General features: G+C 37.6%; 14 protein-coding genes. 1 reads left to right on the forward strand and 13 read right to left on the reverse strand.

What is annotated here, in order from left to right:
- Positions 1-213 precede the first annotated feature (213 nt).
- The 13 genes from BEN71_RS10100 to BEN71_RS10160 form a co-directional block, all read right to left on the reverse strand.
- On the reverse strand, positions 214-954 hold the full coding sequence (locus tag BEN71_RS10100) for an adenosylcobinamide-GDP ribazoletransferase (RefSeq protein WP_068975900.1): 741 nt from the start codon (positions 952-954) through the stop codon (positions 214-216).
- The gene (locus BEN71_RS10105; protein WP_068975899.1) at positions 951-1577 is read right to left on the reverse strand and encodes a histidine phosphatase family protein; all 627 of its coding nucleotides are present in this window, start codon (positions 1575-1577) and stop codon (positions 951-953) included. Before BEN71_RS10105 ends, BEN71_RS10100 begins: the two co-directional genes overlap by 4 nt.
- Positions 1578-1614: 37 nt before the next feature.
- Positions 1615-2667, reverse strand: a complete 1053-nt coding sequence (gene cobT, locus BEN71_RS10110) for a nicotinate-nucleotide--dimethylbenzimidazole phosphoribosyltransferase (RefSeq protein ID WP_068975898.1) — start codon at positions 2665-2667, stop codon at positions 1615-1617.
- A 100-nt stretch (positions 2668-2767) separates the two neighbouring features.
- Positions 2768-3292: a bifunctional adenosylcobinamide kinase/adenosylcobinamide-phosphate guanylyltransferase gene (cobU, locus tag BEN71_RS10115; RefSeq protein ID WP_068975897.1), complete on the reverse strand. Its 525-nt coding sequence runs from the start codon at positions 3290-3292 to the stop codon at positions 2768-2770.
- Positions 3280-3954 carry a 2'-5' RNA ligase family protein gene (locus tag BEN71_RS10120; protein ID WP_068975999.1) on the reverse strand — a complete coding sequence of 225 codons (675 nt, stop codon included), beginning with the start codon at positions 3952-3954 and terminating at the stop codon, positions 3280-3282. The genes cobU and BEN71_RS10120 overlap by 13 nt, the downstream gene beginning before the upstream one ends.
- A 114-nt stretch (positions 3955-4068) precedes the next feature.
- The gene (locus tag BEN71_RS10125; RefSeq protein ID WP_068975896.1) at positions 4069-5328 is read right to left on the reverse strand and encodes an MFS transporter; all 1260 of its coding nucleotides are present in this window, start codon (positions 5326-5328) and stop codon (positions 4069-4071) included.
- A 97-nt stretch (positions 5329-5425) separates the two neighbouring features.
- Entirely contained in the window at positions 5426-7687 is a 2262-nt protein-coding gene (locus BEN71_RS10130) for a TonB-dependent receptor (protein WP_068975895.1), read from the reverse strand.
- Between the two features lie 18 nt (positions 7688-7705).
- On the reverse strand, positions 7706-8950 hold the full coding sequence (locus BEN71_RS10135; protein ID WP_068975894.1) for an MFS transporter: 1245 nt from the start codon (positions 8948-8950) through the stop codon (positions 7706-7708).
- Positions 8938-9318, reverse strand: a complete 381-nt coding sequence (locus BEN71_RS10140) for a hypothetical protein (RefSeq protein ID WP_068975893.1) — start codon at positions 9316-9318, stop codon at positions 8938-8940. Before BEN71_RS10140 ends, BEN71_RS10135 begins: the two co-directional genes overlap by 13 nt.
- Positions 9315-9995, reverse strand: coding sequence for a GNAT family N-acetyltransferase (locus BEN71_RS10145; RefSeq protein ID WP_068975892.1), 681 nt, complete (start codon positions 9993-9995; stop codon positions 9315-9317). The genes BEN71_RS10140 and BEN71_RS10145 overlap by 4 nt, the downstream gene beginning before the upstream one ends.
- A 72-nt stretch (positions 9996-10067) precedes the next feature.
- A complete protein-coding gene (locus BEN71_RS10150) occupies positions 10068-11912 on the reverse strand; it encodes an IucA/IucC family protein (RefSeq protein ID WP_068975891.1) in 1845 nt (614 codons plus the stop codon).
- Positions 11909-13360 carry a lysine N(6)-hydroxylase/L-ornithine N(5)-oxygenase family protein gene (locus tag BEN71_RS10155; RefSeq protein ID WP_068975890.1) on the reverse strand — a complete coding sequence of 484 codons (1452 nt, stop codon included), beginning with the start codon at positions 13358-13360 and terminating at the stop codon, positions 11909-11911. The genes BEN71_RS10150 and BEN71_RS10155 overlap by 4 nt, the downstream gene beginning before the upstream one ends.
- On the reverse strand, positions 13353-15146 hold the full coding sequence (locus tag BEN71_RS10160; protein ID WP_068975889.1) for an IucA/IucC family protein: 1794 nt from the start codon (positions 15144-15146) through the stop codon (positions 13353-13355). The genes BEN71_RS10155 and BEN71_RS10160 overlap by 8 nt, the downstream gene beginning before the upstream one ends.
- Positions 15147-15565: 419 nt before the next feature.
- Between BEN71_RS10160 and BEN71_RS10165 the strand changes: the two genes are divergently transcribed.
- Entirely contained in the window at positions 15566-16261 is a 696-nt protein-coding gene (locus tag BEN71_RS10165) for a hypothetical protein (protein ID WP_068975888.1), read from the forward strand.
- Positions 16262-16263: the final 2 nt, after the last annotated feature.

Genomic DNA, 16263 nt, shown 5'->3' on the forward strand with positions numbered 1-16263 from the left:
AAAGTAATTTTTCAGTCTGACTTAATCAATATTGGTCGTACCCTTTCCTGAGCAAGTTTTAAAGCACTGCTTTAAAATAAAGCGCACGTGAGGGTTAGGGAGAGGTTTTCTTAAAGCCTCTCCCTAACCATGATGATCTATGAGAAAAAACGCCCAAAGCAATCTTTATAGACGATGCACTAAATATCACAGTTAAAATTAAAGATAAAAACATTAAAGATAAAAACTCAATACCACAAAACTCAAAAGACTCACCGCTTCAACAATTTCAATACTCGCTCCCACTGTATCGCCTGTAATACCATCAATTCGTTGAACAAATTTATGGCGTAAATAGATTAAAGTGAGAATAAAAATAATCGCTGTCGCCAAACCAGTCCAGACAAAATAACCTGTCGCTAAAAGTGTCAGCGCAAAAACAATCATTGCCCATGTTTTGGGAATATATTGCGCAATAGAATACCCTAAGCCTTTTGCACGTACATATTCAGTCGTAAGGAATAAGAAGAGTGGTGCTAAACGCCCTAAAATCGGGAATAAAATTAAAGCCAAATATAATTTTTTCTCTAAAAGTACATACAGTGCTGCCCATTTGATTAAACAAAGAATGATTAGACTTAATACCCCAATCGGACCACATGCAGGGTCTTTCATGATGCTTAAAGTTCGTTCTTTGTCACCAAAACCACCAACCCATGCATCCGCAGTATCAGCCAAACCATCTAAATGCAAACCACCAGTTAACCAAATCCATAACACTAAAATCAATGTACTAAGTAAAATAATCGGTAAAGTATTTAGAAAATAAGCAGTTACAAATAAAATCAGCCCTATCAATAAACCAATGATCGGATAGAACAATAAGGATTGTGCATTTTGTTGTGGGCTTGGCATTGCCTTAAGTTGAATTGGAAACGTGGTTAAAAACTGCAATGCGATTAAAAAAGGTGTCATTTTTTATTCTCTATCCATTTCAATTGCATCATTTCACTGTCCAATATAAAACAATTGAGCTGCCCTAACTCTGCCGACATTTTTAAAATATCATCTAAAGGTTGTTGCAAAGCCAGACATTTCAAAAGTTTAATCACCCCACCATGCGTCACAATCAAGGCATTTTGATGATTCTTTTGTTGCATTTCCAAACCAACATCTGTGATAGCCGTTAAAACTCGCTGTTGAAAACCTATCAATTTTTCTGCATTGGGTGGTGTAAATCGTGTTGGAAATTGCCAAAAATTTGCCAATAATTCAGGATTTTCATCATAGATTTGCTGTGTAGAAATTCCTTCCCAATCACCAAAATGCATTTCTTGTAAATGAGGATCTGTGATCAATCCTAAATCTAAATCAGTTGCTAACTTTTCTGCAAATTTAAAACAGCGTTGTAAAGGCGAGGTAAATATGACATTCCAAGGTTTATAAATTGAAGATTGATGATCAACAATCGTATGCTGATCAATTGTCTGTTGCATTTGTTGCCAACCCAATTCGGTTAATTCATCATCCGTTGAACCACGTAATGTGTGACTTAACGTGGTTTCACCATGACGAAGTAAATCAATCCTCAATTTCATTTAGTTACCTTTGTTCACATGCAAATCGTGAATTGTTTTAAACCTTCTCACCAATCACCGCTGCTTCTGCAAATGTCGCCATGTTGTTATGCAAACTACACGCCAGTTTAATTACACCAAGCGCTGCCCCCGCACCACTGCCTTCACCCAGACGTAGATTCAGTTTTAATAATGGATCAGCACCCAATTCTTGCAACAAGCGTTGATGACCATATTCCGCAGATTGGTGTCCAAATAGCATCCATTGACGCACTTGTGGATTTATTTTTACCGCAAGTAATGCCGAAACAGTGCTAATAAAACCATCGACGATCATTGGCAAGCCACGTTGAGCACAGCGAATATAGGCACCAGTCATTGCTGCAATTTCTAAACCACCTACGGCGCATAAGGCTTTAAAAGCATCATCCGCCACATAGTCTTGGTGAAGTTGAATTGCTTGCTGAATAATATTTTTCTTATGTGCCAATTGTTCTGCGCGAATCCCTGTGCCGACACCTGTTAATTTTTCAGCAGGCTCATTCAATAGAAAACAGGCGACTGCCGATGCAGAACAGGTATTACCAATGCCCATTTCACCTGCAATATAAATCGAAGCGCCATTGGCAATGGCTTTTTCTACACTATCATGACCAAGGTTCATGGCTTGAATACACTGTTCTTCAGTCATTGCCACCTGTTGTGCAAAGTTTGCTGTACCTTGTGCGATGCAGTGACGTTCAACACCAACATATTCATAAGCTTCGCCCACTGAGCCACAGTCGATCACTTGAAGCGTTGCATGATACTCTTTGGCAATTACACTAATACAAGCACCGCCAGTGGCAAAGTTTTGTAGCATTTGCCGAGTCACCGCTTGAGGATAGGCTGAAATATTTTCCGCCATCACACCATGATCACCTGCAAAAATCGTGATCCACGGCGCATCTACATTTGGCTTTACTCTGCCCTGTAAACCTGCCAATTGCACCGCAACATTTTCCAAAACAGAAAGTGAACCTGTTGGTTTCGTCAGTTGTAATTGACGTTGTTCAGCCTGTTGTTGCATTTCAGTATTGGGAACTTGACATGCATCTAACCACCAATTCATTTTCTATTCCTACTCATTTTTACTTCAAAAATAATTTGTTCAAAGCTGATCACAATAGATGTTACATTTATTGAAACAGCCGTGTGAAAAGCCTGATATATTAACCTTTTAAGGTCATCGGGAAACCTGCAACGCAGAACATGACTTTGTCCGAAATTTGCCCGAGCTGTTGGTGCAAACGACCAGATTCATCGACAAATTTACGGGTAATTTCACCCATTGGAACTACGCCCAACCCTGTTTCATTGCTGACTAAAATAATTTCTGACTTTAATTTTGGCAAAACAGCTAACAGCTTCTGACATTCTGCCAATTGTAAATTTTGATCTTCATTCATCAATAAATTACTCATCCACAAGGTCAAGCAATCCACTAGAATAACTTGCCCTGTTTCAGGTGCATTCTGATCGATGCGTTGTAAACATTCTGCTAAATATAGTGGTTCTTCAATCAGTTGCCATTCTTGCGGACGTTGAGCTTGATGATGATCAATTCGATCACGCATTTCGTCATCCCAAATCTGCGCAGTCGCAACATAAGTCACTGTGAGTTTTGAATCTTTGGCAATCTGTTCCGCCAAACGGCTCTTACCAGAACGTGCTCCACCCAAGATTAATTGCAACATGAATGAATCTCCTGAGAATTTTCCCTATGATGTTGAATCAACGGAAACTGATGTAAGGTGATCAACTGACCTTGTAAAACGTTGGCTTGGTAAATACCAAAACTGAGTTGATCGATACTGATTTCAAAAGTTTTCGGTGGTATAGAATCAATTATTTTAAAAATTTCATCTGATTCAAACTCTTGTGAATACAGCCCCAGTGTAATATGTGGGCAATAATTGAGTGCAGCAATTTCTTGAGAAGACTTAGAAAATGAATTTCTAATTTTGCTTAGGCTATTTTCATTATCTTCTATTTCTAAAAATAAGGCACTACTGAAACTATTCAAGCGTCCAACTTTTAATTGGAATGGTTTAAGTTCAAGTACTTTTAAACGTTCCATTTGCTGTTGAAATTGTTGCTGTGAAAAATCATCGTCAAAATGTACTTGAGCTTTATTTTCAAGTAAAAAACCACAAATATATAAGGTGATATGAAACTGGCGGGTATTCGGTTGAAACAAATACGGCGCAAATTGATTCCGAAGTTGAGTTAAATAATCTAATAATTCAGGATCTTGTATTTCCAAATACCACAATGCGTAATGCGCTCTCCCTTTGTGCCACTCGGGATAGTCATGTGCTTCTGTTGGAACTGTTAGACTGTTGGGTTGTAAAAACACCTGAAAATTCACATCGAATTCAATCGCATTATTAAACCATGTATTGAGATTTTTTTGATCTTGAATTGAATGAGTGTTGTGCAATTAATCTTGAATTTTATTCAGTTTAAATCCTTAACCATACTTTTCAGTTTTTAATCTTAATACGACGAAATATCCTGAAAATAGAATAAAGATTCCGATCAGCATGTAATAAGGAAAAATCATATCGAATTGGTATAAAGCTGTACTCAATAATGGTGCGACGACCAAACTTAAACCTTGAACCATAGTGCAAAGTGCTGCAATTTTAGTTTGTAAATTCAATGCGACAGATTGTGCTGCACCTGTGGTAAAAGCAGGCATTAAACACGCCACTGCAATTCCATAAAAAATATAAGCACTTTGAAAAATGAAAATATTGGCACTGATGATGGAAATTCCTAAACCAAGCAACATGCTACTCAGCCCGACAAAAAGCAGTTGTTGTAATGACCATTTTAACCATTTAGAAATAGCGATTTGCATCATGACCAATGCGATTCCCACAATGAGTGAACATTGTGAAAAATAAATCGCACTTTGTGGAATACTCAGTTGAAATTTATCCTGAATATAAAATCCAGCAGTTAAATTTAAGGTCACAATCGCGATATATAAGCTAAATCCTAGAATTAACCAAATGATTGCTTTGTTTATGCTGTCTTGTTGAAGCTTAATCTGTTTTAAGTTTGCAACGACATCACCCTCTTGTTGTAAATAAGTCTCTTGTTTTTGATGAATCTTAGCTTGATGATTCAACTGTTCTTTTGGATATAAACATACAATGACAATACTCATCAGCGCTAAAATTATCACCGCCAACCACATCGGAACAAGAATCCCCCATCCGATCAATAAAGTCGTGACCAATGGACCAAGAATTAAGCCCACACTATTTAATGATCCAAATTTCGCCATCATTTGACTACGTTGTTTCTCCTCAGTACATGAGGTCATGACAAAACTTTGTAGCGCGATTTGTGGCATTGCCATAAAAATTCCTGTACTGGCTCGAGTCACTAAAAGTAAGCTGAATAGCAGACTCATCGCGATGCTATAAGTAACACCATAACTCAGCACAGCAGAAAATAATCCCCACGTGATGGTCATCCCAATAAAGCCAATACTGAGCAAATAGAATTGATTTTGCCACTGCGCTTTTTTTGAAATCCACATTGCAGTCAAACTCATCAATAAAGCGCTGACTGAAACCAAAAGCCCTGCTTGAAACTCTGTCATGTGTAATTGGCGAATAAGTGGGGCAAGTAAAGGTAAAATCATTGAAAAGCTAACACCATTCGCCAGACTTGCAGATAATAAAATCCACAGTGTTTTATCATTATTTTTATTCATTTCATCTCAGTACATAGAAATATTAAACATAAATTTAAAAGTTAAAAACCGCGTTTAAAAAGAAAGCCCCTTCCAAATATGAAAGAGGCTTTGAAAATTAATACTTCATGGTATATGTCAGACCATAAGTACGACCCTGTGCAGGTAAACTTGAGATTGCACCATAAACCGTTGACACGGCTTGGCTATAAACTGATTTATAATCTTTATTCCAAACGTTATACACACCAAAACCTAAAGTCCCCAAACCGACTTTAGCATTGGTAATCACATCCATGGTGGTAAAACCTTTGATTTCCGCAGGTGGACGTGTCGAACCGTTGTCGATTGCATCTTGGCGTGCTTTATCTGTACCACCAATAGCAAGCGCTTGAACACGAAGCCCTAAACCATCATTGAACTGCCAGTCTGAATATACTGTCCCTTTTAACGGCGCTACACGAATTGCATCCAGTTCTTGCCATTTACCATGACTATTTTTATATTGTCCTGAAGTATAGGCAGCTGTACCGCCGACTGTCCAATTTGGTGATACTGGATAAGCAATATTGGCTTCTGCCCCATAAACACGTTCATCAGTATCTAAGACTTCAATGGTGTAATTAGGTGCGCCAAATTTCAGACTTTTATCAGAGTCATTATAAAACGCAGTTAAACCTGCATTAATTCCTTTAGGCGTTTGAATACGCCAACCCAACTCATAGTTATTCACTTTAATTGGATCAATGGTTTGGCTATTTACAACAAAGTTTGCAGGAACATCACGTAACATACGCTGTACGTCTGGTAAATTCGATCCTTGAGAGAAGTTGGCAAAGACTTGTTGAGCATCAGTCAGATGATAAACCGCTCCGATATTAAATAATGTCGCATCATGTTTCACCGTACCACCATTTAAAGATTTGGCTTGATAATCGGCAACATCATGAGCAATGATCGCTTCTGTATAAGGTACTGAACTCGATACATCACTCTCTACTCGTTCATGACGTATTCCTGCTTGTAAACCAATACGATCCGTCAAATCATAGTGACTTTGGATAAACGCTCCAAATTTACTGGTTTCAACATCGGGTCCAAAACCATAACGCTGTTGCGGTTTAAATTTAAGACCATTACTTGCCATAAAAGTGGCTAAATCATAGCGTTGAATATTTTGTCGATCTTGTTCATTTTCATAATCAAGACCATAAGTCAGTCCAAGTTTTCGCCCCTGTAAATCAAAATCCTTTTGCAGTGCTAAACGTGCGCCCCAAACATCAATATCCGTATCAGATTGATATACCAAGTAGTTATTCTTACTATCTTTTGGTAATGCACTATGTGCAATTGGGTTTACAGCAGGATACCAACGAGCCTGTTCATTGCGATAATACGCTTCTGCATTTAAAATTTGAGTGAAGAAATCATCATTTTGATATTGAGTGTTAAAACTATAACGCTCAGTTTGTGGTTGGGTATCGAGTTGCAAACCTTTCACAGCTTTTTGACTTGGCGCAGCACCAAATAGTACTGCTAAATTTTTACCATAATCTGGACCATAGTCACTGTCTTGTTCATCATTGTAATACTGCGCTCCAAAACTTAAGCTCTGACCATCTGCAATTTTCCACGTTAAACGACCATTGACATCGATCGTATCGGTATCTTGACGATCTGTTTGTGCAACTTCAGGGCCTATTCGGTCACCATGACTGTCTTGAATTTCACCACGTTTGGCATAACCTACACCCAAAGAACCTTTTAAAGCGCCTTGATTGAATGAAACCGACTGTGACGCTTCATACGCCATTGCATCACTTTTAAAATTATCACCTGAAGTTACACCAAGTTTAGTTTCAAAACTTAAAGGTTCTTCGCCACCATTCTTGGTGATGATATTGATAATCCCACCTGTCGCCCCTGAACCATAAATGCTACTTGCTCCTGACACCACCTCGATACGTTCAATCATGGTTGGACTAATACTATTGAGCTGTCTTGAGCCATCGCGATAGCCAGTTTGGGGTACACCATCAATCATATATTGCACCACACGACCACGCATGCTCATGCCATAGTTCGAGGTTGTTCCACTGCTTGGGGTTAATGACGGCACCAATAAACCTAAAATATCTGCGGTACTTTTACCTGCATTGGCTTGTTTTTCAATTTGTGTACGGTCAATGCTGTAAACCGTCCCTGCAATATCAGCAATGCTTTGTGCAGATCGAGTCGCTGTCACCACAATCGGTGCAAGTTGAGTCACTGAACTTTCAGTATGACTACTTGAATTAGCTGTTGAGTCCTGAGCATACAGTTGTGTGCAAATCGCCAAACTTAAGCAAGTTACTTGGAATTGAATTGATATTTTTTTCATTACGAATGCCCCATTTATTTATGGATTTAGAGTTTTTTGTGATTTGAAAATAATGATTTGTGAAAGCGCCACACTCAGTACAGATACCAGTGCAAGAACGATATAGAACTTTCCATAGCCCAACGATTGCGCTAGAAAGCCTGATGTCGCACCGCCAATGAAATAGACCAATAATTCAAAGCAAACAAGGATCGTGAAATCCGTCCCTGCTTGTTCCTTAGAACTACTTTGCATGAAATAGGCGTAGAGCGAAGTCATCGCGATATAGCGTATAGCAAGGAATGCAACAACAAAGACGCCCAATAATAAGTGCCATTGATTCAGCCATCCAAAGATGATCGCCATGCCCAGTAACCCATAAACCACAGTTCTACACCAACCAGCCCAGACCAGTAATTGTGTTGCTTTGAGTTTTTTAAGGAGAAATGCGGCAGATACCGCTGCCAGTAAACCTACACCCGCTCCAACAACTGACATCAATACGCCAATCTGTGACAGTGACCATTTTTGATCAATCAACATTGGATTGAGCATTGCCATTGCAGGTGCTTCAACAAAGCGGTAACAAATAATCAGCAATAATGCCCATCGAATTTCAGGTCGTTTAAATGCTCGGATTAAACTCGGTGCTGTTTTGGCTATTTGAGCATCTGTTTTTTCTTGAATCTTAAATACTGCCAACATGGTCAAAGCTGTCATCGTGGCGAGACAAGTCAGCGCAATTTTCCAGCCATAATATTGGTATAACCACAAAGTCACGGCACCACCAACCATGCTTCCTAAAGCTACACCGATACTTTGCGCCATACTCCCCAAACGATAATCAGACTCGGAAAAAGCTTCGATGGTATAACCATCAATGGCAATATCTTGTGTGGCAGCAAAAGTAGAAATCCATAACCCAATCACAATGAAAACGGTGAAACCATAGGAGAATTGGGTAAATGCCAGTGCTAAAACACCGATCACTAAAGCAATTTGAGTGAACAACAACCATGTTTTGCGCTTACCTAATTTTTTAAGATAAAAACGATCAATCAGTGGCGCCCAAAAGAATTTAAATGCCCAAGGAATATAAAGCAGTGACAACATCCCAATCCAACGGAGATCCACACCTTGATGTCTTAGAATCGCGGGTAAAGCCACATTATAAAAATACAATGGTAAGGCATGTGCCAAATAAAGAATGATGACAACCGTCAGGCTCATTCTTGAAAGTTGGGTGACTGAAATAGCCGTACGATTCGAATTTATTTTTTGCATGACCATCGCCCCATTGCCCATTGCAAAGCATCTGCGTGATCTAAAGTGACATAATAAGGAACACGCCAAGCAGCATGTAATGCAGGAGTATTTAAGCGTTCACGATCTGCTTTATCTTGCGCTAAACGGACTAAACCAATGCAATATTTAAAAAAATCGCTTTTAAATTTCTTATACCACGCTGCTTGCAATGCTCGATATTGTTCAGGAAATGTTGTTTCAACATCCGTTTGCATCACTAAAACAAAATCTTGTTTTTGTACAATCAATGTTTCGACTTGAGTGAGCCACAGTTGAAATTCCTCGACAGATACATTTCCTGAAAAATGCATGTCGATGATTTGAATATGGGTTGAACGATAGCTCATAAACTTGTTTCAACCTGCTTCGTAGTATCACGTTCATGTTGAGTTTTTTTAGCGCCACCTTTTTGAACTGTGTCTAAATATTTTGTAGATTCAATTAAATAGTGACCAAATTTGCTATAAAAAGTATCTCGGAAGCAGTAATAGAGCATGGCATCTTTTTCAGGCATCGGGATAATGCCCTGTGCTTCATAGCAAAGTTCTTCAACCACAGCAGCATAAGGTTTTACTTTAGAATCAGGCTCGCCCACGATTTTGAGAGACCCTGCATTTTCAAAAATATAGAAACTTAATAAGCGCATCACAGCACGAAGATAACCTTTGCCAAAAGCTGATTTTTCCCCAAAAAGTAAATGCCAACCTAGATCTAATTCATGCCCATCATAATAGCGTCCTAAACGATCACGCTTGCCCTCATAAATTTCGGTATATCCCACATCTTGACCATCTACACCGACAATCAAAATACGATGATGATCATCTGAAAGCATTTTTTCGTAGTAGACTTTCAAATCAGTTTCAGATTTGTTTAATTGCCATTGTGGAATCACATGGGGTTCATGCATCCAACGATGTACCATTGCCATGTCTTCAGGATATTGCATTTGCCGCAAGTAGAATTGCGTCTCATTCTCATAGTATTCATAAAAATCTGGCAGTTGCTGTGATAATGTTTTCATCATCTGTCCTTATTTCAATCTAGAATTTATTTAAATCACTTACTTAAATCGGTTGTTATTCAATATTGATGATTAGCTCAGTTCTGTTTGGCGCTTTGCTGATGTTTGTATAGGAGAAGATTGTGTTTTATTTAAACTTTCCCAATTTTTAAGCGTATTGGGACTCACAGGATTTGCGATCGGATCTAAAAAGACTGGGACTGGACGCTCGGCTTCATCGTTATAACTGGTGGTGAATAGGCGAACACGATTCAGACAAATTTTGTCGTATTCATTTCTAAACATCGTAAATTTGGCAATTCTCTCTGCCAGTTCAGGATGTTGCTCATGAAATTCGGCGATGACATTTGAAACAGTTTGCCAAAACTCTAGTTCTGAATGTTGCGGATAATCTTGCAGAAATACATTACAGATATAACGGTAATGCACCATAAACAAACCAGTGAAGATAAAATGGCTGAGTTCTTGTGCTGAATGACGAAGAAGAATTTTGCCTTCTTCGGGTAAATCGTGGAGTTCAGGAAAATCCTCATCAACTAAATTTACATCGTCTATGAAATCTTTCAGCACCATCGCTTTCGGAACACCATCTTCATGAATCAACATGGTATTTTCACCGTGCGGTGAGAATGCAAGTCCATATTTATAAAGGCAAATAAGTAAAGGTGTAACACTCACTTCAACAAACTTTTTTAACCATGCCAAAGGAGATAAACCAGAAGCTTGAATTAAAACATCAAGGATGGATTGTCCTAGAATATCTCGATGTAAAAGCCCTGCTTGTGAAAATACCTGTTGACCTTGTTTTAAATAAGGATCAACACTTTCTCGCCACAAACAACCGAATAACTCTTTAAACTGATACGGCGCACCATCTATTTGGTCATAGCACGGTTGTTGAATAGTTAAAGTCGCAACTTCGCCAAGGAATACCACACCTGTTTTTTGTAAATCGGTATCATTTTTGAGAATATTTTTGAGCCATCCCGTAACAGCAGGTGCAGCTAAGTTACGTTTAGAGGGTAAGCCACGATAAACTGCTGTATTAAAAATGCTGACAGGCAACTTAATGTAATGACGTTGTGAGTTCGTTGTATTGCATAATGTGCGAATTGACTGCATTGGCACATAATCATCTTGCCCAATATCTAACTCAACAATTCTTTGATCCACAATTTCATTGCTGTATGTAGGAACAATCCATTGGTGCCATTGCCACGCATGGACTGGAATTAAATAATAATTTTCAGGGTTAAGCGCTAAAGTTTGCATTTTTTCACGGAACTTGAGCAACTCCTCTTGATCAAATTCATGTTGATAAAGTTCACCCGCTTGCCACTCAGTGGTCGAACGAAACTCGGCTAAATCTTGATGAACTGCTAACCATAAAACTTTAACGTTTGGAGAAAGCTCTGGTGCTGAACTGAGATAGTCATCATAGCCAAAGCCCATCCGCCCCTTACTCATAATCAACCAAGGATGACCACGTAACATTCCTTCAATACGATGATGCGGTTCAGTCAGGACTGCATGACTCGTGAATCGATTTTCATCAAATACATGTGCTTCTGCGAGCCACGTATTGTTCATTTCTTTGATTAAATAAGCTTTAGTAAAAGGTTTCACTTCAGCTTGTTTGGAAAAAGCAGCAATAAATTGATGTAAATTCCAAGCAGGATTTTCCAAATCCCTTGATTCTCGAACTGAACCTTCTTCGATCAGCCAATGCCCCAATAGATACTGTTTAGCTTTGAATTGATAAGTACATTCAGCCAGTGTCAATTGAAATGCATTTTCAGTTAAATGCTCAACCTGAATAATTTCTTCATATAAGAACTCTGCAATCGCCATTTCAATTAAACGTTGCCCTGCACTACGCCACTGTTTTTGCGTAATTTGTAATTTAGCAAATGTCATATTCTGTTCTTCTCAAAAAATGGGTGTGTTGTATGTTTGATCTCTTTGGAATGAGGCTGTTGGTTTTTGACTTGCTGAAAAGCTTGATTGGTCTGAGCCATGCTTAACTGTGAAATAGACTTTGCTTGATAAGCATTGACTTCAGGATTTTGGAATGGATTAAAGTGTTGGAAACATTGTGCTGTATTGCCTAAATCATATTGCGTATAACCGAGCAATTGATTGGCGATCGTCGCTGCACGATGCGCTCCTAAACCTAGATCAGGCACACCAACACCATGAGTATGCATTTCCATGTTTTGTACAAATATTTCACCGACTGCATCATGTACCACACGGTAGTCTTCACTGATCTGCCAACGCCCTTGCGCATTGGCTTGAATATGCGTTTTGAGTTGTTTCAAAAACTCAAATTCAGGGGTGTGATAGCCTGTCGCACTGACGACAAAATCAGCATCTATTGAAAATTGTTTTAAAGTCACACGGTCTTGAAACACCAACTTGACCTGATCTAAACCCGTAAAAGTGGCATCTATGAGATTCGCTTGGCTATGTAGATGCGTAGATGATGGTTGCCCACCGATACTACGGTGATACAGCTTTTGATAAATCTCATGAATGGTTTGCGCACTAATCCCTTTATATAACAACGATTGTTTGCCTAACTGGAGATCTTTATTTAATTCATCAAACTGATAAAAGTGTCGTAAATAGTCAGGGCTAAAATGCTCCAATCCTAAAGGTGCATATTCCATTGGGAAAAAACCACTGGCACGGGTGAGCCAATGCAGATTGAATTGTGCTTTCTGCTGACGATCATAGTCATATTGTTGATCGAATAAATCTAAAAAAACTTCCGCTGCGGATTGTCCAGACCCAAGTACCACAATATTGCCTTTTAAGGCTCGATGAGAATCATCTAAATACTGTGAAGAATGGATACATCGCTCAGGATGAGCTTTTATCAAACTTTGTAAACACTTGGGCAGATAAGGAATATTGCCGACACCCAATACAAGATTACGGCATAAATATTGATTTTCTGTACCATCTTGAACCACACAAACTGCAAAACCATTTTCAACGGGCTGAATCGAAATCACTGTCGACAAATATTCAATTTGCTCAATTTGATCGGCAACCCATTGACAATAATGATTATATTCACGACGAGGAATATGTGTCTGTTCTAGAAAATAAAACTTGTATAACCGTTGTTGTGCTTTGAGATAATTCAGAAAACTAAAGGGACTGGTTGGATCAACCATTGACACCAAATCTGCCATGAACGGCACTTGCAAAACGGTATGTGGAAGTTGCATCCCTGCATGCCAGTCGAATTGTGCTTTTTTCTCAAAAAATAGATAGTCTAAATCTGACTTATGATGTAACAAACTCGCTAAACTTAAATTAAATGGCCCTAGACCTACACCTATAAAATCAAGCATATACAGCATCCTTTTCAGTTTGAACCATTTGAAATAAAGGATTCGGAAGCTGGATATAAATAGACTGTTGTTCTACAGGTGCAGTAAGTTCATCTAATTCATACAAACGAGTAAGTAAATTACCTTTATAGGGCAATGTCGGTTGATACAATAAACTGCTTAACAAGCTACTTTCAGGATATTGTTCTAATAAATCAGTAATTTGATCACGCAAAATATCGAGTAACTGTTGTTCGTGAACAGTACCTGTTGCACCGATCGCATTGATAATGCCAAATAAAGTATTGCCAAAGAAATAATAACTAAAACGCTCATCAACAAAGGCTTTCGAACCCACTGCATGCGCTTTAACATCAAGTTCAGGAAATTCTTTTAAAATTTCTGTGGCATATTCTTCTATATAGTAAAAGCCTTGATTATCACGTAACCATAAATTCTTTGGCTGATTATGTTCCAACTCAACTAAAACATTTTGCTGATGAGACTCAAACGCCATACCGTAGCGATGATACAGATACATCATTGGTACTAAGCTGATTCCTAAAAATTGTTTAAACCAATTCAATGCAATCTGTTCTAAGCTCAATTCAGGTTGAGCATGTGCGATATTTTCAAATAAATGATCAAAACGATTTAGATCCTGACTTGGATGGTCTTGGCACAGTGAGGCAATACAAGTCACTTGCTGTTGTTTGTCAAATGGCTGATCTCGAAAAATACAGATGGTTTCATTGATAATCTTTCCATCTATTGTTAATGCTGTCCAAGCAGGATCATTGACGGCTTTTAACGTTGGACAATGTTTTAGAATGTTCTTACCGAATCGACCATTCCACAAACGATGTGTCATTTCACCACGATGACACTCCTTGGCTAAATTAACTCGTATAGAATTGGTAATCATCACGGATAATGATGGTTTTACCATCCACGGCGCTTGATAACTTGCTAAAGTTCGCACCGATGTCGTTGGTGAAAATTGCCATGCTTTCTCACCGAAATCGATGATTTTGTTCTTGGTTTTAAGTGCTTTATACCAATCTTTACTTTGTAAATAGCGTGCTTGCCAAGGATGAAATGTGAGTAATTGATAATTTGAATAGGTTCGTAGTTGCTCTAATTCTACTTCATTCAAATACCAACGAATTTCTTGCTTGAGTTGTTTCGAAATTTGCGTTTCTTCAGCAGAACCTTCTGCAAAATATTCTTGATCAACCAACCAGAAATACAGTTGTGTTATACCTTTATTTTCTGGTGAATATTTCAGCCAATCTTCATGAATAAAACCTAATCTACTCTTTGGCGCTGGGTGCATACTGTGCCCTAAAATTAAGGCTTGTTCTGTGTAAATAAAATCTTGTTTGGCTTGAATGAGTGAATCAAAATCATGTTCACGATGTGTTAAAAATGCTGTTAATGCGTCACGACTTTGTATCCACTTTTCAACAAGTGATGATGCGTCTAATGTAACTTCTGAATTTTGTACTAATTCGTCTAAAAGTAATGCGACTATTGCGATGTGGCTGTATTTTTGTACCTGCCCTTTGTTTAGGATCTGTGGCAGTTTCGCGATACGGTGTCGTCCAACTAAACTGCTATAAGACAACGGGACATATAATTGAGATTGGATTGAATCCAAAGGGATCATTAATAACGTCATGCCTTGGCTAAACGTCAATTGGGTTGAATTTTGTTGATATTTTTCAAGCAAAATTCCACAACCTGTTTCTTGTGAATATGCATTGATTAGGTGCTGCATCGCCAAACGGCTGGCAAGCTCTTTCATCTGACCAGATTCCTCTGTACAAGACTTTTTACTGCACTAAAAAGTTTCAAATTAATTTATGATTTTTCTCAAATGTGCTCTAAAACACATCAATAATGCTAATGATTCTCATTTTTAAACGCAAGTTTGTATCATTTCTGTTTTCTTGTGATTAACTAAATGAATTTAAAAAAATTAAAATTTATATTTATTTTTTCTAATATTTTTATCACTAAAATTGTCATAGTTATAAATGATAATATTCTCATTTATCATTGGTAGATTTCATCTAATTATTCATTTTTTTTGAAATATCTTTGCTAAACCAATTTATTCTGAGTTGCGAAATAATGAATCAACTATCGTAAAATCAAAAAATTACTTAAAATTCTTTTAATATTTCAACATAATTTGAATATCTTTTTTAAGATTGCTTAGATATGGAAAACTTTTTAAAAAGACTCTCATTTTTCTTAATATATTTACCCGCTCTAATTTTTGCTTGTCAATTTGCGTATTTTTCTGGTTTATGCGAACCACTAGAAGTTCAGATTGCTTCTTTAGGGCTTAACTATAGTGAAGTGTCACTTCTAGGTTATTTGAATACCTCAGTTTTATTTCTAGAAACTTTTAATAAAATTGCGTGGGCAGTTATTATTTTGATACTTTTTTTAGTAATAGCTTTAATATTCCATATATTTGCTATCCATCCGTCGGAACGTAAAAATGAAAGCTATAGATTAGAGGCTATTTTTTATCAACTGAAATTTAATGTCCCACAATGGCTATTCAGCATAAGTCGATTTTTCAACACATTTTTAGGACTACTCTTAACATATTCAATAATTTTTATATTTACTATTTTTTTGATCATGCATTATTACAATAAAGGTAAAAAGGATCTTTTATCAGAATACAAACAAATTTCTGAAAGCACTGAATGTTCATATAGAGAAGGTTATGTTTCATTAAATAATAACTTACTCAGAACTCAACCAATACTATGTGGTAATCAAAAGTGCTATGGTATTGACCTTGATAACCATATGGTCATCACTTATCTCCCTGAAAACTATTCAAAACCTTTATTTTTAAGAGAATCAATTGAAAATAAAATGCTTAATGAACATAAATAAAT

Origin of the sequence: Acinetobacter wuhouensis (genome assembly GCF_001696605.3) — a bacterium.
GTDB lineage: Bacteria > Pseudomonadota > Gammaproteobacteria > Pseudomonadales > Moraxellaceae > Acinetobacter > Acinetobacter wuhouensis.

Bases quoted from the DNA above. Each gene is read 5' to 3' on its own strand.
- BEN71_RS10135 (WP_068975894.1), bottom strand. From the start codon at position 8,950: ATGCAAAAAATAAATTCGAATCGTACGGCTATTTCAGTCACCCAACTT.
- BEN71_RS10155 (WP_068975890.1), bottom strand. From the start codon at position 13,360: ATGCTTGATTTTATAGGTGTAGGTCTAGGGCCATTTAATTTAAGTTTA.
- BEN71_RS10125 (WP_068975896.1), bottom strand. From the start codon at position 5,328: ATGAATAAAAATAATGATAAAACACTGTGGATTTTATTATCTGCAAGT.
- BEN71_RS10165 (WP_068975888.1), top strand. From the start codon at position 15,566: ATGGAAAACTTTTTAAAAAGACTCTCATTTTTCTTAATATATTTACCC.
- BEN71_RS10100 (WP_068975900.1), bottom strand. From the start codon at position 954: ATGACACCTTTTTTAATCGCATTGCAGTTTTTAACCACGTTTCCAATT.
- BEN71_RS10150 (WP_068975891.1), bottom strand. From the start codon at position 11,912: ATGACATTTGCTAAATTACAAATTACGCAAAAACAGTGGCGTAGTGCA.
- BEN71_RS10140 (WP_068975893.1), bottom strand. From the start codon at position 9,318: ATGAGCTATCGTTCAACCCATATTCAAATCATCGACATGCATTTTTCA.
- cobT (WP_068975898.1), bottom strand. From the start codon at position 2,667: ATGAATTGGTGGTTAGATGCATGTCAAGTTCCCAATACTGAAATGCAA.
- BEN71_RS10160 (WP_068975889.1), bottom strand. From the start codon at position 15,146: ATGAAAGAGCTTGCCAGCCGTTTGGCGATGCAGCACCTAATCAATGCA.
- cobU (WP_068975897.1), bottom strand. From the start codon at position 3,292: ATGTTGCAATTAATCTTGGGTGGAGCACGTTCTGGTAAGAGCCGTTTG.
- BEN71_RS10145 (WP_068975892.1), bottom strand. From the start codon at position 9,995: ATGAAAACATTATCACAGCAACTGCCAGATTTTTATGAATACTATGAG.
- BEN71_RS10130 (WP_068975895.1), bottom strand. From the start codon at position 7,687: ATGAAAAAAATATCAATTCAATTCCAAGTAACTTGCTTAAGTTTGGCG.
- BEN71_RS10105 (WP_068975899.1), bottom strand. From the start codon at position 1,577: ATGAAATTGAGGATTGATTTACTTCGTCATGGTGAAACCACGTTAAGT.